Source organism: Bacillus sp. AK031 (assembly GCF_053903065.1).
The window spans coordinates 751,220-774,030 of the sequence record NZ_CP096424.1 but is presented as its reverse complement, the minus strand read 5'-3'; the positions used below and the strand labels follow the sequence as shown (position 1 = coordinate 774,030).

The 22,811-nt window shown below is 42.6% G+C and carries 19 protein-coding genes and 1 tRNA gene; 6 read left to right on the top strand and 14 right to left on the bottom strand.

What is annotated here, in order from left to right:
• Positions 1–243: 243 nt before the first annotated feature.
• The 3 genes from M1E09_RS03685 to M1E09_RS03675 all read right to left on the bottom strand — a co-directional run bounded on the left by M1E09_RS03685 (position 244) and on the right by M1E09_RS03675 (position 2,971).
• Complete coding sequence (locus M1E09_RS03685) at positions 244–1,080, bottom strand: manganese catalase family protein (protein ID WP_456273535.1); 837 nt, start codon at positions 1,078–1,080, stop codon at positions 244–246.
• Positions 1,081–1,263: 183 nt separating this feature from the next.
• On the bottom strand, positions 1,264–2,463 hold the full coding sequence (locus M1E09_RS03680) for a hypothetical protein (RefSeq protein ID WP_456273534.1): 1,200 nt from the start codon (positions 2,461–2,463) through the stop codon (positions 1,264–1,266).
• Positions 2,453–2,971: an RNA polymerase sigma factor gene (locus M1E09_RS03675; RefSeq protein ID WP_456273533.1), complete on the bottom strand. Its 519-nt coding sequence runs from the start codon at positions 2,969–2,971 to the stop codon at positions 2,453–2,455. Before M1E09_RS03675 ends, M1E09_RS03680 begins: the two co-directional genes overlap by 11 nt.
• A gap of 244 nt (positions 2,972–3,215) precedes the next feature.
• Here M1E09_RS03675 and M1E09_RS03670 point away from each other — a divergent pair, with 244 nt between their 5' ends.
• Positions 3,216–3,410 (top strand): hypothetical protein, encoded by a 195-nt coding sequence (locus M1E09_RS03670; RefSeq protein ID WP_456273532.1) that lies wholly within the window; start codon positions 3,216–3,218, stop codon positions 3,408–3,410.
• Between the two features lie 149 nt (positions 3,411–3,559).
• On the opposite strand, the gene M1E09_RS03665 is transcribed toward M1E09_RS03670, so the two are convergent.
• The 3 genes from M1E09_RS03665 to M1E09_RS03655 all read right to left on the bottom strand — a co-directional run bounded on the left by M1E09_RS03665 (position 3,560) and on the right by M1E09_RS03655 (position 5,073).
• Positions 3,560–4,510 carry an SGNH/GDSL hydrolase family protein gene (locus M1E09_RS03665; RefSeq protein WP_456273531.1) on the bottom strand — a complete coding sequence of 317 codons (951 nt, stop codon included), beginning with the start codon at positions 4,508–4,510 and terminating at the stop codon, positions 3,560–3,562.
• A gap of 194 nt (positions 4,511–4,704) precedes the next feature.
• Positions 4,705–4,884 (bottom strand): hypothetical protein, encoded by a 180-nt coding sequence (locus M1E09_RS03660; protein ID WP_456273530.1) that lies wholly within the window; start codon positions 4,882–4,884, stop codon positions 4,705–4,707.
• 116 nt (positions 4,885–5,000) lie between these two features.
• A tRNA-Ala gene (locus M1E09_RS03655) sits at positions 5,001–5,073 on the bottom strand.
• Positions 5,074–5,244: 171 nt separating this feature from the next.
• Between M1E09_RS03655 and M1E09_RS03650 the strand changes: the two genes are divergently transcribed.
• The 3 genes from M1E09_RS03650 to M1E09_RS03640 all read left to right on the top strand — a co-directional run bounded on the left by M1E09_RS03650 (position 5,245) and on the right by M1E09_RS03640 (position 9,685).
• Complete coding sequence (locus tag M1E09_RS03650; protein ID WP_456273529.1) at positions 5,245–6,297, top strand: class I SAM-dependent methyltransferase; 1,053 nt, start codon at positions 5,245–5,247, stop codon at positions 6,295–6,297.
• Between the two features lie 78 nt (positions 6,298–6,375).
• Positions 6,376–8,586 carry a beta-propeller domain-containing protein gene (locus M1E09_RS03645; protein WP_456273528.1) on the top strand — a complete coding sequence of 737 codons (2,211 nt, stop codon included), beginning with the start codon at positions 6,376–6,378 and terminating at the stop codon, positions 8,584–8,586.
• A gap of 88 nt (positions 8,587–8,674) precedes the next feature.
• Entirely contained in the window at positions 8,675–9,685 is a 1,011-nt protein-coding gene (locus tag M1E09_RS03640; RefSeq protein WP_456273527.1) for a potassium channel family protein, read from the top strand.
• 1 nt (position 9,686) lies between these two features.
• On the opposite strand, the gene M1E09_RS03635 is transcribed toward M1E09_RS03640, so the two are convergent.
• From M1E09_RS03635 to M1E09_RS03625, 3 genes are all read right to left on the bottom strand, one after another.
• Positions 9,687–10,091, bottom strand: a complete 405-nt coding sequence (locus M1E09_RS03635; protein WP_456273526.1) for a YugN-like family protein — start codon at positions 10,089–10,091, stop codon at positions 9,687–9,689.
• Between the two features lie 433 nt (positions 10,092–10,524).
• Positions 10,525–11,874: a glucose-6-phosphate isomerase gene (locus M1E09_RS03630; RefSeq protein ID WP_456273525.1), complete on the bottom strand. Its 1,350-nt coding sequence runs from the start codon at positions 11,872–11,874 to the stop codon at positions 10,525–10,527.
• Between the two features lie 635 nt (positions 11,875–12,509).
• Positions 12,510–13,673: an iron-containing alcohol dehydrogenase gene (locus M1E09_RS03625; protein WP_456273524.1), complete on the bottom strand. Its 1,164-nt coding sequence runs from the start codon at positions 13,671–13,673 to the stop codon at positions 12,510–12,512.
• A gap of 226 nt (positions 13,674–13,899) precedes the next feature.
• Here M1E09_RS03625 and M1E09_RS03620 point away from each other — a divergent pair, with 226 nt between their 5' ends.
• A complete protein-coding gene (locus M1E09_RS03620; protein WP_456273523.1) occupies positions 13,900–14,133 on the top strand; it encodes a DUF378 domain-containing protein in 234 nt (77 codons plus the stop codon).
• A 59-nt stretch (positions 14,134–14,192) separates the two neighbouring features.
• On the opposite strand, the gene M1E09_RS03615 is transcribed toward M1E09_RS03620, so the two are convergent.
• The 4 genes from M1E09_RS03615 to pruA form a co-directional block, all read right to left on the bottom strand.
• On the bottom strand, positions 14,193–15,593 hold the full coding sequence (locus tag M1E09_RS03615) for an aldehyde dehydrogenase (protein WP_456273522.1): 1,401 nt from the start codon (positions 15,591–15,593) through the stop codon (positions 14,193–14,195).
• Positions 15,594–16,017: 424 nt separating this feature from the next.
• Entirely contained in the window at positions 16,018–17,262 is a 1,245-nt protein-coding gene (locus tag M1E09_RS03610; protein ID WP_456273521.1) for a Glu/Leu/Phe/Val family dehydrogenase, read from the bottom strand.
• A gap of 92 nt (positions 17,263–17,354) precedes the next feature.
• A complete protein-coding gene (locus M1E09_RS03605; protein ID WP_456273520.1) occupies positions 17,355–18,551 on the bottom strand; it encodes an ornithine--oxo-acid transaminase in 1,197 nt (398 codons plus the stop codon).
• Positions 18,552–18,685: 134 nt separating this feature from the next.
• Entirely contained in the window at positions 18,686–20,236 is a 1,551-nt protein-coding gene (gene pruA, locus M1E09_RS03600; RefSeq protein WP_456273519.1) for an L-glutamate gamma-semialdehyde dehydrogenase, read from the bottom strand.
• Positions 20,237–20,595: 359 nt separating this feature from the next.
• Here pruA and M1E09_RS03595 point away from each other — a divergent pair, with 359 nt between their 5' ends.
• On the top strand, positions 20,596–21,993 hold the full coding sequence (locus tag M1E09_RS03595; protein ID WP_456273518.1) for a sigma-54 interaction domain-containing protein: 1,398 nt from the start codon (positions 20,596–20,598) through the stop codon (positions 21,991–21,993).
• 287 nt (positions 21,994–22,280) lie between these two features.
• Here the strand turns inward: M1E09_RS03595 and yugI are convergent, their stop codons facing one another.
• On the bottom strand, positions 22,281–22,694 hold the full coding sequence (yugI, locus tag M1E09_RS03590) for a S1 domain-containing post-transcriptional regulator GSP13 (protein ID WP_456273517.1): 414 nt from the start codon (positions 22,692–22,694) through the stop codon (positions 22,281–22,283).
• Positions 22,695–22,811: the final 117 nt, after the last annotated feature.

The window sequence follows — 22,811 nt, the reverse complement described above, 5'->3', positions numbered from 1 at the left end:
GGAAGCAGCGGTAAATAACCTTATAAGTAACCTCTTTAAGATAAGAGCCTAATAACATGAATGAACCGCATGAAATCAAGAGTATATAACCTTGATCTCATGCGGTTTTTTTCGATTATTTCTGCTTAAATCAATTAGTTTTCAACTTATGTCCCAGCCTCTTTCTTATACCTTTCAGCCATTTTTACATATCTGATTTACACTTTCACTAAGCTTTCTGTTTGGCTGACGCTGCTTTCGCGCCTACATCATACTTGGCTTAGGCATCGTGTCATGAACAAACGGAGGCGCTGGCGTTAGCTTTGCCTTCCTTCCGAATGGTCCAGGCTCAGCTACATAATTGAAAAACGATCTCCCATCCATGCTTTGGCCTTGTGCCCATCTGCCTGTCTTGCTGGCCTCTCCTCTGGACAGATTGTAAAAATCATAAGAGACGGCCTGTTTTTCAAGCTCTCTAGGGAACGTTGTCGGAACAACGATATCTCCCTCTCTTGCTTCCAACTCAGCGATGGCTGCAGCCCACTGATTCTGATGGGCGGTGTCTCTGGCAATCAGGAAAGACAGGGTATCCCTTACGCCCGGATCATCAATCGTCTCATATAAGCGTACTGCTTGCAGCCTTCCCATTGATTCTGCCGTCAAGTTTGCACGGAAGTCGGCCAACAGATTGCCGCTTGAACCAATATACGCTGCCGTCCACTTGTTTCCTACAGAGTCCACCGGCATCGCACCCAACCCGCTGACAATGACATGCTGCGGGTTCCCGCCGCCCATGACAGCTGCTAAAACCGGATCATTGTTATAGGCTGCTTCCTGTTCGCACAATGGTGCGCCGTCCAAAAGCCGTGCAATTAAGGTCGCAAGCAGTTCAACATGAGCGATTTCCTCTGTTCCTATATCTAAGCAAAGATCTCTGAATTTCTTATCTGCCCTTCCATTGAAACCTTGAAATAAGTATTGCATCATAACAGAAATTTCTCCATATTGGCCGCCTAGGATTTCCTGAACCTGTTTTGCATATATCGGGTTAGGGGCTGAAGGCTTGGCTTCATACTGCAACTCTTTAATATGATAGAACATACACATCCACCTCGGTTTAAGTTTAGTACTCAATACCTTATGCACAATTGGGTGTTATGGGTACCTTTTTCATATACCAATGTATAAAGCCGCCTCCAACGCTCATTCTGATTTTTAATCGAACGGAAATTTTGATATGATTAAAAAGAACTTCCATCACTCAGAAGTTCTCTCACTATCACCCTAAATCGACCACTTGTCATTCACAAGCCCCGTAAGTTTCCAAACTCCATTTTCATCCTTCTCGAAGATAAGATTCAAACTTGCCCAGTCCATCCCATCATATTCCTCTGATCCTGACAAATAGAATTCAACTACTTTAGCATCAGGAAAAACATCTTTAAGATTGTTTCTGGTGTTACCCCGTGGCTCAAACGTGTCAACAAGGACTTCATCATAGTCCTGATATGGTTTGGCATAAAGCACTTCTTCAAAATACGCCCCGGGGGTCAGAGCCATTCGCTCCCCACTTCCATCATAATGTCCCCAAGTATACACACTGTCAGCATTAAGAAGACTTCCTATATCACCTTTCTCAAAGATGACCGGATTTTCATTAATATTAACGGAAGGTGAAAACAGCAGTCCTTTATCTGAATGAACATGCTCTGCTACTATATCCATATTTTTTTCAGCTATAGCCTGAATCACTGTCAGCGCCTGTTCCTGAATGGATGCTTCCGGCTCCTGTAAGGATTCGACACTGGTAATGACCCATTTTCCCTGCCTTATCTGTGAATGATAAACCATCCGTCTATGCCCCAACAGTTCATTCTCCCGCTCCTGGATGATCATGTAGTGTCTGTCATCTACTCTCTTAATCTGAAAATCCTTCTCCTCCAAAAGCCACACAGGACTGTCTTTGGAAACCAAGTGCAGTTTCCCATCCGCTTCTTTAAAATAGGAATCCACTAGTTCTGAGGCATGTTCATCAGACATTGCTTCTGATAAATGGCTGATGATATCTTCTTTTTCAGCAAAACTTGTAATGTCTCCGGAAGGGTCAGCTGCTTCGACTACGGTTAGATATGCTTGTTTATAATCCGCCATTACTTCTTTTGCTGTTTCTTTATTAAACTCGGCGGTCTCCTGAATTGGCTGCTCCGGTACCGCTTCTTCCATGCTCTCTATGTTATTGCTATCAGATGGCGGATCCGCCAAATTTGTTGTGAGCCCCAATACTACAAATAACGCAAGAACTGCCACTCCCGCAAAACCTGCAGCCGCCTTTTTCCTGGTGTATGCTTTTCTCTCCCGGCGTTCAATTTCAGCAACATTTTCCATCAATCCTTTATAAATGGTTTGCTCGCTTGACTGGCTCAATTTATGAGATGGGAAATCACGGAGATTTCTCTCCACCCGATTGATATCCTTATTCGTCATCTGCTGTCCCCCCTTCCTGTTTCCTTAATGATTTTAAGGCTCGATGATAGTTTGTTCTGACTTTGCCTTCTTTCCAATTTAGTACTTCAGCTGTCTCCGCAACAGAAAGATTCTGAATCCCTCTTAATAGCACTACATCACGATAGCTGCTTTTCAGCTTTCGGATTGATCTGTATAATTCTTGTTTTTCCTCATTTTGATGGAGAATTTTCTCCGGCGTCTCTCCATCATTGGGTCCAAGCCGTTCATCAAACGGCACAGTTGCTTGCCAGAATTTCTTTTTTCGTTTCCTGGCCTCATCGATTGCTACGTTGCGTGCAATACTGAATAACCACGTCTTTGGTTTGGATTGGCCCTTATAGGATTTCAACCCCTTAAATGCTTTTATAAAAACTTCCTGAACAAGGTCTTCCACATCAAGTGAACCTGTGTAATAAACCAGAAAGTCAAAGACATCATGACTGTACTGGCGGAACCATTCGGAAATAATCGCGGCTCTGTTAAACATTTTTTATCCCCCGTATTCGTTCTCGCTTATTAGACGCTTATTGTTAGAGTTTATGACACTTCGCTAAAAATTTCTCAGGCTGAAAGAATATGTATGAGACGGGGCAGACTGTCAGAAGAAGGAATAACCCAGACAGGACTTACAGATCATGATGATGAATTGCACCAATATATAGATCATACTTTCATTAGAGTTTCAAAAAAAGGACTCAAATTCTCTTTTAAATGGAAAGGGGAAAGACAATATGTTATTTCCAACCGTTGCAAGCGAAGTCCAAAAAGTCATTCATGCCATAAAAGATAAAACATCTGCTGAATGCGGATATAAATACAGCCATTTCTATGATTCCGAAAAGAAAATGATGAAAAAGATACATTTTCGAAGTGTTCATGAAATTACTTGTGACAAATGCAGTAACAGGATCAAAAACTTGCATTGATCTTGGAGTCCATTGTCATTGTTTGAAAAAGGGGATAACAAAAGTTGAATAATATATCTATTTTCAAAGCACATCGTTCACACAGAAACCTTTTTCAGCATAAAAAAAGCCCCATCCCCTTAAGAGATTGAACTTTTTGAATTTGTATTTTATTGGTTACCTACTTCAGCAGCATCTTTTTCAATACCGATTTCTTCAACATAATCGATGATGCGCTTTGCCATCAGTTTATAGCCGCTGGTGTTGGGATGAAAATAATCTTCTGCTAATAATTGCAGTTTGGTATCCTGGAACACGTCAGCAATTGGTATATAATCCACATTATCAAATTCCTCTGTAACGGATTTACCCGCATCATTCCAGTTGTCCATGATCATGCCCAACTCTTTTATATCGCCAAAGTAACCTTCAAATGGATTATAAAACCCTATTAAATAGACTTTTGTATCAGGATTGAGTTCATTTATTTTATATAAGATGGTTCTTAACCTTTCTATATATCCCTCTCGTTCCTGTTGAAAGGTTTCTAATTTAAGATCAGTGAAATTATTTTTAACAATTTTCATTATATCGTTGGCGCCGATGGTGATTAAGACGACATCAGCCTGTTTAACGGAAGAGGCAATGTCACTATTGTCCAGCCTTTTCAGCAATTGATCTGTACGGTTTCCTCTTTTTCCGAAGTTTTCTATAGATATTTTAAGGTTACTGTCTTGAAACGTGTGGTTTAGTATTCCGACATAGCCCCCGCTCTCGGTCTCATCACCAACCCCTTGGGTAAGGGAATCACCGATTGACACAATCTTAAGATCCTTTTTAAATAAATTGACGGCAACCTCGAGTACTTCTCTGACGTTCAACTTAATTTCTTCTGTGAAAGAGGCTGCCTTTTCTTCACTTTCCTCTACTTTCTCTGTCTCTGGTTGTACCTCTTCTTCAGCTGCCTTTTCCATGTCTGTCTCCTCGACCTGTTCCTTTACAGACGTTTGCGCCTTTACACTCTCTTGTATAGGTTGACTTGAATTGAACAATAAAATCAGAAGGAATCCTGCAGCCAGAAGAGCAGGTATGATAAAATAAGCCTTTTTTTGTCTATACACGTTGATGCTACACCTGCCATTAAAGATTAATTTATACTTAGATTTCAAACTATTCTAAAATATTATTAGTATCTCTATTTTAGCATTTAATAAGGCATAGAGTAAGACAGACAAGTATAGTAATATCTTCCTCCATCTGATTAGTGACAAATTAAAGAAAATACACTATTTAATATTAATAACAGCCCTTTTAGTTATGCTTCCAAATATCCTGGAAAATACAACCGCTTTAGCGGCAAAATCAAGGGAAAATCAAGCGGAGGTAAAAATCCAATGGCTGCCCCGTCGTTTACTGCTCTGATTAACAGGTCAGTAAGGTCTTCTAGGCTTTCGTCAATTGTTATCAGCCTTTCAATCATCATTTCTTTTTTCATTAATAACCCCCTCAATGATTAATCCATTAATCTATGACTCCAACTGTCAGTCCGTTAACATTGTATAAAAAAAGCCCAATCTCTTAAATAAAGAGATTGAGCTTTTTTGTTAGGTATGGAGCATAGCGGGATCGAACCGCTGACCTTTTGGCTGCCAGCCAAACGCTCTCCCAGCTGAGCTAATGCCCCATAATATGATGTTGCGATGCTTTTTATTATATAAAGTTTAGATTATTTTATCAAGTAGTTTTTTAAAAAATTCTATCTTTAATTTAAGGTTTACTGAACCCCCTATTGAAAACGCTTTCTCCACCTCTTATAATGAAAGAAAATTCTGATTTTTAATAAGAAGGAGGATTTATGCTGCAAGCAGAAGCATTGCCAGAAAAACCGAAGCCTTTTGATGAGTCCCATATCGGGACAAGTGAATTACAAAAGAATTTCAGAATGGATTTGCGCCGTTTTTCAGAAAAGGAATATAACAAATTTGTAAAAGTGAACACAGTGAGTGATTGGTCTTTGCTATCCTGGAAGGATGTCGGGCGTCCGTTTGAAGTGAAAAACTACTCGAGTGACAGGCAGCGGTACGAAGAAGAGCATGGCAAGCCGATGAGTGCCAATACTTCGTGGCAATACTTCAATAAATCGTTTCATGAATGGTTCTCAAAGGATGTCCCGCTTGAGAAAGAGAAAGAAAAAGAGAAATTCATGGACAGCCTCAAATCGTTTAAACCTGTTGAGATCAAGTCTGCAATTGGGGATGTTGTGCGGATTCAATTATGGAATTATGTTCACCGGATTCAGGACGGCATCTGGGATCCACGCGGAAAACGCGCCCTGTTTGAAGGCCTGGAGGTTTCTCAACCCAAAATTCTTTTCCTCGGTGCGGCAGAAGGGTACGAAGCGATGCAGCTTGCAGCAATGTATCCTGGTGCCAAAGTCGTGATGGTCGATTACGATGAATACTGCAAAACAACAAGGTTTGAACACTTCCCTGACTCTTACCCATTTCTCGGAGAAAACCCCCACACCGGACAAGCTAAGGTCTACTATAAAGATGACCTTCATGTTGAATATGTAGTCGATGATATCCGCAATCTTTCTTATGGCAAGGAATTTGATATTGTCTTGTCAGTCGGGCTGTTGGAACATTTCCCTGATGAATATAAGCCGGAGGTAGTGGAGTGGCATCGGAAGTTTCTTAAGCCCAATGGCTATGTGATTATGACCACTCCGAGAAATCAAGTCAGGTCGCGAATATACTACAATATCTTTGCCGATGTCATGAACCATACTTACCGTGAATTAATGACCGTGGAACAAATGGGCATGTATATGTATGAAAATGGACTCGATATACTGAAGTCCGGCTATATTAAAGTTCATAATGGAATCATCGCCAAAGTCCGTTAGAGGGTTATTTTTCCTATGTTGTAACATTCTTGTTTCATCTTCGTCTACTTCCATAACAGTAAAAGGAATGGAGTGAAGATGATGAAAAAGAGGTGGTACGCTGCCATAGGTTTCTTGATAGTCCTTACAGCCGCTGTATTTGTTTACTGGAAACAGCCCGCTGTCGAAACCGGAGTACAAGGCAACGAAAGAAGTATAGTCCTATCAGATAAAACCTGGAATTTGAGTTTCTCAGAGCCATTGAATGAGATAAGTGACGATTCCTTTTATATCAAAAATAATGAGGGGGACAGAATTCCGGTTGAGGTGGATATCAGTGATGACCGGAAAAACGTAACCATTCACCCTCCTGAAGAAGGATATTCAACCGATACGGAATACTTCACCCTGTATATCTCTTCAGAGGTCAAGTCAACGCTGGGCTTTCCGGTCCGTGGAGATAAGACCGTTGAATTCGCAGTTGTGCCGACCCTGCCGGAAGTTCAGTCCCATAAAGAATTGACTGAGTATTTCAAGTCGGCAATTAAACGGGAAAAGGAAAACAGGCCGAAGTTCTCTGGAATTTTTGATGGGGCGAGAACGGAATCTGCTGAAGACGGAGCGATGTCCAATGACGCGGAAATGGCGACAGAGTCTGCTGGTACTTCAAACTCTGACCATAGCACAACCAATAATCAGGTGCAGGGAGTGGATGAAGCGGATATCGTAAAAACCGACGGAACGTACATCTATCAGATTGCCTCACAGAAGCTTGTCATTACGAAAGCCAACCCTGTCGATGACATCGAAGTAGTCTCTTCTATCTCTTTTGAACATAATTTTTCACCCCAACATTTATTTTTACAGGATAATAAATTGGTTGTCATCGGAAACAGCTGGTATGACGATCGTAAAAGGACATTTGAAAAAGAAACAAAGTCTGTACAGGAATCCATTATGCCGATCCATGGGCTAATGAAGACTTTCATTTATGATGTTAAGGATAAAAAAGATCCAGAACTCTTAAGGGAATTCGGTATGGAAGGCAGTTATGTTGCTGCCAGAAAAGTCGGTTCTTTCGTCTATCTTGTTGCCAATCACTTCCCTGACTACTGGATTCTCGAAAACAAAGATACGGCTGACCTTCGCCCGCGCATCACCGACAGCATGGGAGACGATGAGCCCGTGGCGATAAATTATGGTGATATTAAATATATGCCTCAATCGACAGAAACAAATTTTTCGCTTTTTGCGGCGATTGATCTTGAAGAGCCCTCGGCACAAATCAATGTAGAATCCTATCTTGGTAGCGGCCATCAGATTTATATGTCTAAAGAAAATCTCTATATGGCTGTTTCCAAGTACAATTACACAACCGAAATGGCTTGGAATTCCGCTGATACAGAAGTATATAAGTTCAATATCAACAATACGGACATCCATTTTGTTTCTATGGCGTCTGTCAATGGAACGATCTTAAATCAATTTTCCATGGATGAGCATCAAGGAAACTTCAGAATTGCGACAACGAAAGGGAATAGCTGGGGTGATGAAAACACTCCATCCACTAACAACTTGTATATTCTCGATGAAAACTTAAAGCATATCGGCCAAGTTGAAGACCTTGCCAAGGGCGAGCGAATCTATTCAGTGCGCTTCATGGGCGACAAAGCCTACATGGTCACCTTTAAACAGGTGGATCCGCTGTTTGTGATTGATACGAGCGACCCTTATTCACCGGAGGTTCTCGGCGAACTGAAAATACCCGGTTTCAGCAGCTACCTCCATCCTTTGGATGAAAACCATTTGATCGGCTTCGGCTTTGACACCAAGCTTGTCAAAGATGATAAAATGCCGAATAGTGAACCGCGTGTTCTGACTGCCGGCATGAAAATATCGCTTTTTGACATTACCGATTTCACCAATCCAAAAGAACAGGATACCGAGATTATCGGAGGAAGAGGTACCCATTCTTATCTGCTAGATGACCATAAAGCACTATTTCAGCATAAAGAGAAAAACTTGTACGGTTTCCCGGTTTCCGTCTACCATGAAAAAGAAGGCAGTATGTATGAGCAGGTTTTCGATTACCAGGGTGCACTTTTTTATGAAATCACTCCTGAGAATGGGATCGTCCAAAAAGCTAAATTGACCAATCCAAAAGAAGAAAATGAGATTTATGAACGCTGGGAAAAGCAGATCCAGCGAATCCTTTATATTAATGACAGTCTCTATACTCTGTCTCCTGAGAAAATCCATGCGTACAACTTGGATGATTTTAAAAAGATAAAGGAACTTGAAATACAATAAGCTTATGGAACTCTCTTCTTCGGGGAGTTCCTTTTATTTTTATGTAAATGGGGAATAATGTATAGGAATGTGGGAAAGGAGTTTTCATATGAGTGTATCTTTTTATCAGCGATTTTTGAGATGGCCGATTCTGGCCAGGACCTTAATAATTGCACTCGGGGCTATTTCTGCTTTTGGAGTCCTTATCCATTTGATTGAACCCGAAAATTTCCCGACTGTTTTTGATGGAATCTGGTGGGCGATCATCACCACTTCCACTGTCGGATACGGGGATTATGTTCCATTGACGACAACCGGCAGAGTTATGGCAATACTATTAATTCTTTTAGGAGCTGGGTTCCTGACTACATATTTCATTACATTGGCCACCTCGACAGTTACAAACCAGAACGCCTACATAGAAGGACGGGCAACCTTCAACGGGAAGGACCACACGATTATCGTCGGATGGAATGAGCGTTCAAGGGAAATTATTGAACAGCTGTCTGCATTGGACAGCAAGCATTATATAACATTGGTTGACAATACCTTAAAGGAAAATCCATATAAAAATCATTATATCCATTTTATAAAAGGAGAAGCGTTCCGGGACGAAGTTTTGGTGAAAGCAGGGGTAAAATCAGCCTCCATTGCTGTCGTTACCGCCGACCAAAACAAGAATGAAATCGATGCTGACATGAATTCAGTGATGACGCTGCTGGCGATGAAAGGGATTAATCCTTCACTTTATTGCGTTGCTGAAATATTGACCAGCGACCATATCGCCAACGCCGAAAGAGCTGGCGCTGATGAAGTAATTCAAACAAATAAACAAACCAGTTATATCATTATGGACAGCATTTTATCAAAAGGGATGAGTGCGACTATATTAGAACTGTTAAACCACTTAAAAGGGAACAACCTGAAAGTCATTCCAGCAGCTGACGAATGGATAAACAAAACCTTTAATGAGCTGAGCAGCAACCTTCTGAGCAGAAACATCATCCTATTGGGGATAAAAAAAGGAGAGAACACGACAGTGAACCCTCCATTGGAAACGATTATTAATTCAGATGATGGCCTTCTTGTAATATCAACCGAAAAAGGCAATGGTTCATGAATCAAGTCAGCAATTGATCTTCGAGTTCTTTAACAAGCTCAACCCCAACAGAAACATACTCTTCCGGGAAGCTTGCGTCCGGGTCCTGGGGTTCAGAGAACTGGTTTGTCGTCCCGGAGAAAGTGCCGGTTGATGCATGGTCATCAAGTCCCCGCTGATATTTATGAGAGAGTAAAAAAGGTCTGCCGAATTCTACAGTGGCTCCTCTGGAATCGAGCTGGCCGTCCACCGCGGCAAACGGCAGGCGCAGGAATTGATATCCGACCTCATCATCGATTTTATAGTCAAAGTAACCATGGTCATAATCCCAGTTACCGCCAATGTCATATCCCAACGGCTTTAGCTGCTGCTCCAGCTTATACAGCTGAAAATGCTGCCCCTCCAATTTAGAAGGAAGTTCAATCATCCCAACCCACTCCTTTCTTTTCGGTTAGTTTTTCCCAGAGTGGGCGGGATAAATCATAAATTCTTCATTTCCTTATTCGTTTGATAAAATAACTCGTTTTTCGGGCCAGTGAGATTGCCGTTCTCCTTTTTCATTGGGCCGATTACTCGCTTTTCGGACCAGTGAGTTTGCCGTTTCCCTTTTTCATTGGGCCGATTACTCCCTATTCGGGCCAGTGAGTTTGCCGTTTTCTTTTTTCATTGGGCCGGTAACTCGCTTTTCGGACCAGTGAGTTTGCCGTTTCCCTTTTTCATTGGGCCGATTACTCGCTTTTCGGGCCAGTGAGTTTTTTGCGTTTCCCTTTTCCACTGGGCCGGTAACTCGTATTCCCACCGGAGGAACAAGTAGTAATAAAAAAGCTGACATCTGATTTAGATGTCAGCTTTTCCTGCTATTATTTCAAACGTTTCTCAAGCTCTGCCTTCTTCTCTTCAAACCCAGGTTTTCCAAGAAGGGCAAACATATTCACTTTATATGCTTCGACACCCGGCTGGTCGAACGGATTTACACCAAGAAGGTATCCGCTAATCGCGCACGCTTTTTCAAAGAAATACACAAGGTATCCAAATGTGTAAGCATCCATTGCAGGAATTTCAATGATTAAATTTGGCACTCCGCCATCTGTATGGGCAAGCAAGGTTCCTTCGAAGGCTTTGTTATTCACAAAGTCTACTGTCTGCCCGGCAAGGTAATTTAGCCCGTCCAGGTCACTTTCTGCTTTTTCAATTGTCAGCTCATGACGAGGTTCAGATACTTTAATGACTGTTTCAAACAAGTCTCTTCTTCCTTCTTGGACATATTGTCCCATAGAATGAAGATCTGTTGAAAAGTTCGCAGACGCAGGGAAAATTCCTTTCTGGTCTTTTCCTTCACTTTCACCGAACAGCTGCTTCCACCATTCAGAGAAATATTGCAAGCCAGGCTCATAGTTGATCAGCATTTCAATCGTTTTGCCTTTATTGTAAAGTACATTTCTTACCGCCGCATATTGATACGCTGGGTTCGCTTCCAAGTCAGGTGTATTGAAGTCGAGTCGTGCTTTAGCTGCACCATCCATCATTGCTTCAATGTCTGTTCCGCTGACAGCGATAGGCAGCAGGCCAACTGCCGTCAGTACAGAGTAACGGCCTCCTACATCATCAGGTACAACGAATGTTTCATAGCCTTCGTCATTTGATAAAGTTTTAAGAGCGCCTTTTTCTTTATCTGTTGTAGCATAAATACGTGTTTTCGCTTCCTCGACACCATACTTCTCCTCAAGCTTTTTACGGAAAATACGGAAAGCAATAGCCGGCTCTGTTGTTGTACCGGACTTAGAAATTACATTAATCGAGAAGTCTTTCTTATCGAGCAGATCCATTAGATCCGTCATATAAGTCGAACTGATGTTGTTCCCCAAGAAAAGGACTTGCGGTGTTTTGCGCTGGTCGCCTGACAGTTCATTATAAAAACTGTGGTTGAGCATTTCTAGTGCCGCTCTCGCTCCCAGGTACGATCCGCCGATTCCGATGACAAGCAGAACATCAGAGTCATTTTGAATTTTAGCTGCGGATTTTTGGATTCTGGAAAATTCCTCTTTGTCATAGTTGGCAGGAAGGTCAATCCAACCCAGGAAGTCGCTTCCCGCTCCAGTTCCCTCATGCAAAGAAGTATGTGCAGTTTTCACTGCATCTTTAAGGTATGTAAGTTCATGCTCTCCGAAAAAAGTAAGTGCTTTTGAATAATCAAAACGTACATGTGTCATATTCAATTCCTCCATTGACTGTTTTTCTATCGGTTCTGTTATTGTTGCTTCAATTCTTAAACCAGGTAAATCTAAAAGAAAAACATGTTTCTTTCAGCAGCTGATTACTCATCAGCCAGCCTTCAGTACAACTTTACCTAAACAGGGAGAGAGAATCAAGAAAGGACTAAATTGAAAGCGAATACAATTACAAAAAGTTTAAAACAGGTCAAACAAAAAAGACTATTTTCTAAAAGATTGTGGTTTTAAGCTTTTTTCCCCTACTTGATTTTTAAAATTTATTGGTTTGGAGCGGAAGGCGTGCGACCTCCTGCGGGACTAGCGTGACAGGTGAGACCAAGGTTACGTACCCACCGGAACGTAACCCCGCAGGCAAATCCAGCTCCAGCGGCCAGCACCTAGCGGATTTCGGTCTCCTTCCTTGCAATAAGTCAACATCGACTCACTATGTTCGTCGTGTTTCCTTTATCTCATGCAGGAGCCCTCCAATCCGTACGGTGCTGAACGGCCGCTTCCGCTTTTTATGAAGCCGAGGAGGCTCACCGCACGCCCCGCGGAGTCGCACGCCTGGAGCGGAAATCCTTCCTAAGAACCAAACAAAAAGACTGATCCCCACAGGAATCAGCCTTTTCACTTTATAGTGAAGCTTTAAGAATTGCTTTTACATCTTCATGTTTTAAAGAATTGAAATTTCCGAACTCTCCATTTGCCATCGCCTTATCAGCCATCTCATCGATTTTTTCATCGGTGATGTCATAATCAGCCAGACGTGAAGGGGCTCCGATGCTGCTCCAGAACTCAGACAGTTTGTCGATACCCTCCAGCCCGATTTCTTTTGCTGATTTCCCTTCCGGATCTACCTCAAATACACGAACAGCCATTTGTGCAAAACGTTCAGGCTTAACATCGATATTATGTCTCATCCAGTTAGGAAATAGGATTGCCAGGCCGCCAGCATGAGGGATATCATACACAGCAGAAACAGCATGCTCAATATTATGAGTTGCCCAGTCGCCGCGATAGCCCATTTGCAGCATGCCATTCAAGGCAATCGTTCCTGAATACAGGATCGTTTCTCTATGCTCATAGCTCTCCAGATTTCCAAGTAGTTTTGGCGCCGTCTCAATCACTGTTTTCAACGTTGATTCACATAGACGGTCCTGCAGAGGAGTATGCTCTGCGTTATGGAAATATTGTTCGAACACATGTGACATCATATCCACCATACCGTAGATTGTTTGGTCCTTTGGAACTGTAAATGTGTTTTGTGGGTCTAGTATAGAAAATTTCGGGAACACTGCAGGGCTTCCCCACCCGTATTTCTCATGTGTTTCCCAGTTCGTGATGACAGAGCCTGCATTCATTTCCGAACCTGTTGCCGCTAATGTGAGCACCGTCCCAAACGGAAGCGCTTCTTCTGCGACAGCTTTCTTTGTGACAAGATCCCATGCATCTCCATCATACTTCGCTCCGGCAGCCACGGCTTTCGTGCAATCAATGACACTTCCTCCGCCGACAGCAAGCAGAACGTCAATCCCTTCATTTTTACAGATTTCCACGCCTTTTCTGACAGTAGGAATACGAGGGTTTGGCTCAACCCCTGCAAGCTCATGGACTTCTGCATCGATTTCTTTTAACAGGCCTGTTACCTGGTCATAAAGGCCATTGCGCTTTATGCTTCCTCCTCCATAAACGAGAAGTACCTTTTTTCCGTATTGAGGAATTTCTTCCTTTAACTGCTGAACTTCATCTTTACCGAAGATTAATTTCGTTGGATTATAAAAAGTAAAACTGTTCATGCATGGTCCCTCCTTCAATTTGGCTGATTCCCCGTATGTAACAGTCGGGTTTGCTTTAATATGCCTTTTCATTATCGAATATAATGTTCCCTTTTTGCAAAGATAATGCCCACTGATTTTTTTAGTGCCATGCATAATTATCTTCAAAAAACAACAAGCTATGAATGAAACATTCAATAAAAGTACCTGTCCAAAAACCGGTACTTAACCAATAAGGAGGTTCAACATGAGCACAATTCAACGCATCGCACTGGTCCTTACTATTATTGGAGCAATCAACTGGGGACTTGTAGGATTCTTCCAATTCGATCTTGTTGCCGCTATCTTCGGTGGACAAGACTCAGCACTAGCTCGCCTTGTTTATGGTTTAGTCGGCATCGCCGGCTTGATCAATATCGGCCTTCTGTTTGCTCCTTCGGAAGAAGCAGAGAGTTCTCCTGAAGCACGTCCAACTCGATAAAAAACACAAAGACAAACCCGGACTCCGGGTTTGTCTTTTAAGTTCGCATAAAATCTCAATCAACGCAGAAGCTTCCGCAAGATTTTCATGCCATTTTTCGAGTTAGGGTATTTAAACGAGAAGTCGAACAGATTCGTTTGCTTCAAGACACTCTTGTAATGTGAAAAAGTAGAAAAACTGCTCTCTCCATGATAGCTGCCGATTCCACTCTCTCCCACCCCTCCAAACGGAAGATGGGGTGTTGCAATGTGCATAAGCGTGTCATTTATGCAGCCGCCCCCATAGGAGAGATTCTGTGTTATGTCTTTCTCTACATCACTATTTCCTGTAAAAAGATACAGAGCCAATGGTTTAGGGCGGCTTGTTACAAAGGTTTTCACTTCTTCTAACCGCTGATAAGTCAGCATGGGGAATATGGGCCCGAAGATCTCTTCTGCCATAACCGAAACCTCATTGTTATGCGGTTTAAGTAGTGTAGGCTGAATTTGCAGAGTATCGTCATTATACCCTCCCCCAAAGATGACCTCTCCATCTTCAAGGTAACTTTTCAGGCGTGAGTAGTGGCGCTGATTGACAATTCTTCCATACTGATCACTTTCCAAAGGTTTCTCTCCATAAAATTCCTTAACTGCTTCATTAAATTCATTGATGAAAGGCTCCCTTGCCCGTTCATGAACAAACAGGTAATCTGGTGCAATGCAGGTTTGCCCAGAGTTTGCAAATTTGCCAAAGGCAATTCTTTTGGCAGCGAGATTAAGATCTGCATCTTCATGGACAATGCAGGGACTTTTTCCACCCAATTCAAGAGTAACGGGAATTAACCGTTTTGATGCAGCCTCCATGACAATTTTCCCGACAGGAACGCTGCCCGTGAAAAAGATATAATCGAACTCCTGATCCAAAAGAATTTGGTTGGTTTCTATTCCACCTTCCACAATGCAAATTAAACTGCTGTCGAAATTCTCTTCAAACAATTGGAACAAGACGCGTGAAGTGTGAGGTGTTAATTCAGATGGTTTCACAATAGCTGTGTTTCCTGCTGCCAATGCTCCTATCAGCGGAGATAAAGCCAGCTGAATCGGATAGTTCCATGGAGCTATTATCAGAGAAACACCATAGGGTTCAGGAATGCGGTATCCTTTTGACCCAAAATGAGTAAGGGCTGTCTTTACCTTTTTCGGTTTTGCCCAGTGATCAAGATGCTTTAAGGTGAACCTGATCTCCTCGAGAAGGATGCCTATTTCGGTTGTGTACGCTTCCCTTTCGGACTTATTAAGATCATCATGCAATGCTTTAAGAATTTGGGCTTCATTGTCACGAAGGACCTGCGCCAATTTCTTTAAACTGTTTTTTCTTGATTCCAATGGTCTTGTTTTTCCTGAGGCAAAGTAGGTTTTCTGAAGAGCAAGAGCCTCTTCAATTTCTGGTCGTGATTTTTCCCTTATCGTGATTGCGCTCATTTCTGAACTCTCCTTGTACCGACGTATTAATTTCATTATATACATTTTTGCCGGGTTATACTTCTATTAGTGCTTCAGGTATGGGGTTCTTGGTTTTATAAAGGCTCTTTTCGCAATGATTGTGGCTGAATAAAAAGAATGGATTTCCTCTCCAGGGTCACGACTCCGCGGGGCGGGCGGTGAGTATCCCTCAGCTTTGCCTCCGTATTAATCTTCTAGTTTCATTTCTATCTGTCCTTAGGCAGGCTCTAAAGACAGTTAACCTTCTACTTTTATTTCTATCTGTCCCTAAGCTCTCTCAAAAGGCATTTCATACTCAGGTTTGATTTTTATCCGTTCCTAAGCCGCCATTAGAAATTACCTTACTGAAAATCTCAATACAAAAAAGCCGACCAGGTTCACTAACCTGGTCGGCTTCCTTATCTTACACCCAGCCTCTGAAGCGGGATGCCTCTGCCATTTTGCGGGCGCCTACCATGTAGGCAGCCAATCGCATGTTGACTCGGCGGTTCATTGACGTCTCATACACATTATTGAATGCGTCTACGAGTTTTTCATGAAGCTTCTCATTTACCTCTTCTTCTGTCCAGTAATAACCCTGGTTATTCTGAACCCATTCGAAGTAGGAAACGGTTACTCCACCGGCACTGGCAAGTACATCCGGAACCAGCAGAATGTCTCTTTCAGACAAAATTCTTGTGGCTTCAAATGTAGTTGGGCCATTCGCAGCTTCAACGACTATGGAAGCTTTGATGTTGTGAGCATTGTCCTCTGTGATTTGGTTGGAAATTGCAGCAGGGACAAGGATATCACAATCCAGCTCAAGCAGTTCTTTGTTCGAGAGGGTGTTTTCAAATAAAGTTGTCACGGTTCCAAAGCTGTCACGGCGATCTAACAGATAGTCAATGTCGAGACCTTTAGGATCATGAAGAGCACCATGAGCATCAGATATCGCAATGACTATTGCACCGGCATCATGCATGAATTTCGCCAGGAAGCTACCAGCGTTTCCAAAGCCTTGGATCACAACGCGAGCACCATTGATATCAATGCCTTTTTTCTTGGCGGCCTCTTCGATACAAATCGTTACACCTTGCGCGGTTGCTTTTTCACGGCCTTGTGAGCCACCCAATACCAACGGCTTTCCTGTAATGAATCCAGGCGAGTCATTTTCACGCAGCCGGCTGTATTCATCCATCATCCACGCCATGATTTGTGAGTTTGTATATACGTCCGGAGCAGGAATATCTTTTGTAGGTCCGACAATCTGGCTGATTGCGCGAACATATCCGCGGCTGAGCCTTTCGAGCTCAGTAAAGGACATCGTTCTTGGATCACAAATGATTCCGCCTTTTCCGCCGCCGTATGGTAAGTCGACAATTCCGCATTTCAAGCTCATCCACATGGACAATGCTTTGACTTCTTCTTCATCGACTTCCGGGTGAAAACGCACTCCGCCTTTGGTTGGACCGACTGCATCATTATGTTGAGCTCTATAACCTGTAAAAACTTTAATGCTTCCATCATCCATACGTACAGGAATACGTACGGTCAGCATACGAATCGGCTCTTTCAGAAGCTCAAACATTTCTTCATTATAGCCAAGCTTGCCTAGAGCATCATTGATTACGTGTTGAGTAGATGTAAACAGATTCAGGTTTTCTCCCATTAAAAATTCGCCTCTTTATTGTGTAGTCTAAACCGTTGTTATTGTAACATACAACCTTATAAAACCTTAATGATTTACAGGAATTAATATTATTACTTCGAAAGAACTTTTTGGATGCGCTCAATAGCCCAATCCAGGTCCTCTTGACTGATGATCAGTGGAGGAGCAAACCTGATAACTGTTTCATGTGTTTCTTTACAAAGCAAGCCTTCTTCTTTCAGCTGCTCACAGTATTTTCGTGCCGGTTCGGTCAGTTCAACACCGATAAACAGACCTCGTCCTCTAACCTCTTTAATCATTGGATTGTCGATTTCTTTCAACTTATCCATAAAGTATTTTCCTAACTCAAGAGAGCGCTCCGCAAGCTTTTCGTCTTCCAATACTTCCAATGAAGCAACGGATACAGCACATGCCATCGGGTTGCCTCCGAAAGTGGAGCCATGTGAACCAGGGTTGAAGACGCCAAGAATATCTTCGTCAGCTACCACACAAGAGATCGGGAAAACTCCGCCGCCCAGGGCTTTACCAAGGATATACATATCAGGCTCAACATCTTCCCATTCGCATGCAAACATTTTTCCTGAACGGGCAAGGCCAGCCTGGATTTCATCTGCAATGAACAGTACGTTGTTTTCTTTACATAACTCATATGCAGCCTTGAGGAAACCTTCAGGAGGGATAACGATTCCTGCTTCTCCTTGAATTGGCTCAATTAAGAAAGCAGCCGTGTTCGGTGTAATGGCTTCCTTCAATGCGTCAATGTCACCATAAGGAACCAGGTTGATTCCCGGAAGCATCGGGCCGAATCCACGCTTATACTCTTCTTCTGATGAAAGAGAGACTGCAGACATTGTACGTCCGTGGAAATTGCCTTCGCAAGCAATGATTTCTGCCTGGTTATCTGCCACGCCTTTTTTGTCGTACGCCCAGCGGCGTGCTGTTTTGATTGCTGTTTCAACCGCCTCAGCACCTGTGTTCATCGGAAGCGCCATATCTTTATTGGTCATTTTACAGATTTTTTCATACCAAGGGCCAAGCTGATCATTATGAAACGCACGTGAAGTCAACGTTACACGGTCTGCCTGATCTTTTAAGGACTGGATGATTTTCGGATGGCGGTGACCCTGGTTTACTGCAGAATAAGCACTAAGCATATCCATGTATTTCGTTCCTTCAGGATCCTTTACCCATACCCCTTCAGCTTCAGAAATTACGATCGGAAGCGGATGATAGTTATTTGCACCGTACTCTTGTGTTTGCTCGATAATAGACTGAGAATTTCTTGACATTCCTAATCTTCCTCCTCATCATTTGGCGGGATTATCCCATAGTTGAAATGTAAAGCCGTTTTTAAAAAAGATGAAACCTTCTTTATCTATAATCAATGGAGCCTCCTGTTGAAGGCTCCATTGTGTAGTTATGCTTACAGCATTTCAGATGTTGTTTTTGCTTGCATGTGAAGAAGCAAGTAGTCCGGTCCGCCTGCTTTAGAGTCAGTACCTGACATGTTGAATCCGCCGAATGGCTGGTATCCAACGATTGCTCCAGTACAGCCGCGGTTGAAGTAAAGGTTACCAACATGGAAATCTTCACGGGCTTGCTCGATATGTGCACGGTTGTTCGTGATAACAGCACCAGTCAAACCGTAATCTGTATTGTTTGCAATTTCAATAGCTTGATCGAAATCCTTCGCTTTAGAGAATGCTACTACAGGTCCGAAGATTTCTTCTTTCATGATGCGTGCTTCTGGATCTAAGTGAGCAAAGATTGTTGGCTTGATGAAGTAACCTTTAGAGTCGTCTCCTTCTCCGCCGATCATCAATTCGCCTTCTTCTTTACCAATTTCAATGTAGCTCATGATTTTATCGAATGCAGCCTGGTCATTAACAGGTCCCATGAATGTTTCACGGTCCGTTGTATCGCCGACTGACAATTCTTTTGTCAACTCTACTGCGCGCTCAAGTACTTGATCGTACACGTCTTCAACGATGATTGCTCGGGAACATGCAGAACATTTTTGCCCTGAGAAACCGAATGCAGATGCAACAATTGATTTTGCCGCCAACTCAAGGTCAGCTTCCTTATCAACAACGATTGTATCTTTACCGCCCATCTCGGCGATAACACGCTTCAGCCAGATTTGGCCGTCGTGCACTTTCGAAGCACGCTCATAGATGCGTGTACCTACATCGCGGGAGCCTGTGAAAGATACGAAGCGAGTTTTCGGATGATCCACTATATAATCTCCCATTTCAGATCCGCTTCCAGGAATGAAGTTGATAACGCCTTTCGGAAGGCCGGCTTCTTCAAGAACTTCGATGAATTTCGCTGCAACTACAGGAGTCGTTGAAGCTGGTTTTAGAAGTACAGTGTTACCGGACACGATTGCCGCAACAGCTGTACCAGCCATGATTGCGAATGCAAAGTTCCAAGGGGAAATGACTACACCTACTCCCAATGGAATGTAGTTGAATTGATTGTATTCGCCAGGACGGCTTTCTACCTTGAAGCCTTCTGCGATGCGAAGCATTTGGCGACCGTAATATTCCATGAAGTCAATTGCTTCAGCTGTATCAGCATCTGCTTCGTTCCACGGCTTACCTGCTTCTCTTACAAGGATTGCTGAGAATTCATGTTTGCGGCGGCGAACAATCGCAGCAGCTTTGAAAAGAATGTCTGCACGAGTTTCAGGCTTTACTTTTCTCCAAGTCTGGAATGTTTCATACGCTTCGTTCATTGCTTTTTCAGCTAACTCACGGCTTGCTTTAGAAACACGTCCAACAACCTGTTCTTTGTTTGCCGGGTTCACAGAAACGATCTTATCTTCAGTCGTAATTTTTTCTCCGCCGATTGTTAACGGATAATCCTGGCCCAGGTAGCTGTCCACCAGCTTAAGGCCCTCTTTAAATGCTTGCTGATTTTCTTCTTTCGAAAAATCTGTGAATGGTTCATGTTTGTACGGAATCAATTTCATTTCCCCCTTTATTTAGAATAAAAATTCAGTATTTTCGTTATAATGCAGGATAACGAGCGCAAAAAATATTTGCAATCCGAAAACCCTTACATATATAATAATGCAAAAGATAATTGCATTTTTCAAGCCTTTTGCTTAATTTTTTTTTCATTCTTTTAAAAAAATTCCCGACACCATGTGTATGTAATGAAGATTCCAATCATACATAAAACACATCCAAGGCTTGAGTGCTAACTAAAAAACTAACTTGCACACTACACTATTACACTGTGAAACAGGCTTTCAAACTTATAAACCTGATTCTTTGAAATTTTTCTTTCATTTAATCCAGAAGCAGTACACAAAAGGGGAGAATTCAAATGCTTGTGAACGGAATGCAAGAGTTAGTATATCTCTATGAGAAAGTTTTAGACTCTATAGATGCAGGCGTTCATGTTATTAACTCAGATGGAAAGACCATCATCTACAATAAAAAGATGATGAATATAGAAGGAATGGATATTGACGATGTCCTTGATAAAAACCTTCTTGAAGTATTTCAATTCAACTACGGCGAAGAAAGCACCTTGCTGGATGTCCTCAGAACAGGCAAACCGGCCTTGAATGTCAAACAGACGTACTTTAACGTTAAGGGACATGAAATCACCACAATCAATAATACGTATCCGGTTTTCCATGAAGGTGCCCTGGTCGGCGCAATGGAGATCGCACGGGATGTCACGAAACTCGAAAAATTAATCCGCGAAAATGTGACAAAGAAAGATGAGGCGTCCTATACATTTGACCATATCATCGGAGGCGATTTGCGCTTTAAGGAAGTCATGGAAAACAGCAAAAGGGCTGCCAGAACATCATCGCCTGTTTTAATCGTTGGCGAAACCGGTACAGGGAAAGAGCTTTTTGCACAAAGCATCCATAACGGCAGCCCCCGTGCAAAAGAACCCTTGATCAACCAGAACTGTTCAGCACTGCCGGAACCTGTCATGGAAGAGCTCTTATTCGGGACTGATGAAGGCGACATTGAAAAGAACGGATTGTTCGAGCAGGCTGCAGGCGGAACCCTGATCCTTGATGAGATCAACAGTTTAAGCCTTTCCCTGCAGACGAGATTACTGAGAGCCCTTCGGGAGAGGAAAATCAGCAGGATGGGATCTGATGACGAAAGGCCGATAGAGTGCCGGATGGTCTGCACGATAAATGAAGATCCGATAGATGCCATCTCAGAAGGCAGACTCCGCAAAGAGCTTTATTACCAATTGAGTGTCGTATCTATCTTTATCCCTCCTCTAAGAGAGAGAATGGAAGACTTGGAGCCGTTAATCCAATTTTTCATCGAAAAGTACAACGGGCTTTTCGGGATGAATGTCAAAGGACTTGAACAGCCTGTCCTTGAACGATTCAAACACTATGAATGGCCCGGAAACGTACGCGAGCTGGAGCATGTCATCGAAGGCGCATTCAACCTCATGGAATTTGAAGAAAAGATCGGCTACAGCCACCTGCCCCTGCAGTTCAGGCAAAGGACTCAGCTGGCCGGCGAGAAAGAACTCGACAGCAATGCGGAAGACTTCCTTTTTGATGGGGAAAGAGAGATCAAACCGCTGGAGGACTATATGGCCGAAGCAGAAATCTATTATATTCAGAAGGCCCTTTTACATCATGATTTTAATATCACCAAAACCGCAAAAGCCCTTGGCATGAGCAGGCAGAATTTGCAGTACCGCATCAAGAAGTTTGAAATTGGGCGGCCGGAGTGAATCATTCAAATTTAGTAGTGTAGCGACATCTATTGTTCACTCTTATCGTTCTGAAACCGCTCCTGAAAAAGGGGCGGTTTCATTTTCAAACAACTCGTCACTCATTCACGTTTTTTCAGGGCGCGACTTTTCTTTTTCTTTCAACTCACACCTCGTTCACGACTCTTTCAGGGTGCGACTTTTCTTTTTCTTATAACTCACACCTAGAATCGCGCTCGCAGACTTTTCTTTCTAAAAAACGGCATAAAAAAAGAACCGGCTTCAAAAGCCGATTCTCATTTGAAAAATTATTTCTTGATTAGATCTTCACGCTCAGATTGCTCAATCCACTCTTCAAGCTTGTCTTTAAGTGTATTGAAGCCAGTTGGTGCTTCTGTTGCTGCTGCAGCAGGCTTAACACTGCCTTGACGGCGCTGCTTAGGCTTTTTAGCGGCAGCTTTTGGCTCTTCTGCAGGAGGCTCTTCCGTCGCACGGATGCTAAGGCTGATTTTTCCAGCAGCTTCATCAACAGATAATACTTTTACGTTCACTTCATCTCCTACACTTAAATGTTCGTTAACGTCTTTAACAAATCCGTGTGTGATCTCAGAAATATGAACAAGTCCTTGTGTATTTTCGTCAAGAGCAACAAACGCACCATAAGGCTGGATGCCTGTTACTTTACCTGTTACAACGTTTCCTGTTTCGTATTTTGTACTCATGGGAACAACTCCTAATTATATATAAATTTTCGCCTTTTTACGCAATTATAGATTATATCACAGTTGACAAGCTTACGCAAAAGTTCTCTCTATCTTATTAGACAGTTTTCCCTTTCA

Excerpts from the sequence above, each read along its gene's own strand:
- M1E09_RS03685 (WP_456273535.1), bottom strand. The coding sequence starts at position 1,080 with ATGTTCTATCATATTAAAGAGTTGCAGTATGAAGCCAAGCCTTCAGCC.
- M1E09_RS03605 (WP_456273520.1), bottom strand. The coding sequence starts at position 18,551 with ATGTCAAGAAATTCTCAGTCTATTATCGAGCAAACACAAGAGTACGGT.
- M1E09_RS03675 (WP_456273533.1), bottom strand. The coding sequence starts at position 2,971 with ATGTTTAACAGAGCCGCGATTATTTCCGAATGGTTCCGCCAGTACAGT.
- M1E09_RS03680 (WP_456273534.1), bottom strand. The coding sequence starts at position 2,463 with ATGACGAATAAGGATATCAATCGGGTGGAGAGAAATCTCCGTGATTTC.
- M1E09_RS03635 (WP_456273526.1), bottom strand. The coding sequence starts at position 10,091 with ATGATTGAACTTCCTTCTAAATTGGAGGGGCAGCATTTTCAGCTGTAT.
- M1E09_RS03615 (WP_456273522.1), bottom strand. The coding sequence starts at position 15,593 with ATGAGCGCAATCACGATAAGGGAAAAATCACGACCAGAAATTGAAGAG.
- M1E09_RS03630 (WP_456273525.1), bottom strand. The coding sequence starts at position 11,874 with ATGACACATGTACGTTTTGATTATTCAAAAGCACTTACTTTTTTCGGA.
- M1E09_RS03650 (WP_456273529.1), top strand. The coding sequence starts at position 5,245 with ATGCTGCAAGCAGAAGCATTGCCAGAAAAACCGAAGCCTTTTGATGAG.
- M1E09_RS03645 (WP_456273528.1), top strand. The coding sequence starts at position 6,376 with ATGATGAAAAAGAGGTGGTACGCTGCCATAGGTTTCTTGATAGTCCTT.
- M1E09_RS03625 (WP_456273524.1), bottom strand. The coding sequence starts at position 13,673 with ATGAACAGTTTTACTTTTTATAATCCAACGAAATTAATCTTCGGTAAA.
- yugI (WP_456273517.1), bottom strand. The coding sequence starts at position 22,694 with ATGAGTACAAAATACGAAACAGGAAACGTTGTAACAGGTAAAGTAACA.
- M1E09_RS03620 (WP_456273523.1), top strand. The coding sequence starts at position 13,900 with ATGAGCACAATTCAACGCATCGCACTGGTCCTTACTATTATTGGAGCA.
- M1E09_RS03670 (WP_456273532.1), top strand. The coding sequence starts at position 3,216 with ATGTTATTTCCAACCGTTGCAAGCGAAGTCCAAAAAGTCATTCATGCC.
- pruA (WP_456273519.1), bottom strand. The coding sequence starts at position 20,236 with ATGAAATTGATTCCGTACAAACATGAACCATTCACAGATTTTTCGAAA.
- M1E09_RS03595 (WP_456273518.1), top strand. The coding sequence starts at position 20,596 with ATGCTTGTGAACGGAATGCAAGAGTTAGTATATCTCTATGAGAAAGTT.
- M1E09_RS03610 (WP_456273521.1), bottom strand. The coding sequence starts at position 17,262 with ATGGGAGAAAACCTGAATCTGTTTACATCTACTCAACACGTAATCAAT.
- M1E09_RS03660 (WP_456273530.1), bottom strand. The coding sequence starts at position 4,884 with ATGAAAAAAGAAATGATGATTGAAAGGCTGATAACAATTGACGAAAGC.
- M1E09_RS03640 (WP_456273527.1), top strand. The coding sequence starts at position 8,675 with ATGAGTGTATCTTTTTATCAGCGATTTTTGAGATGGCCGATTCTGGCC.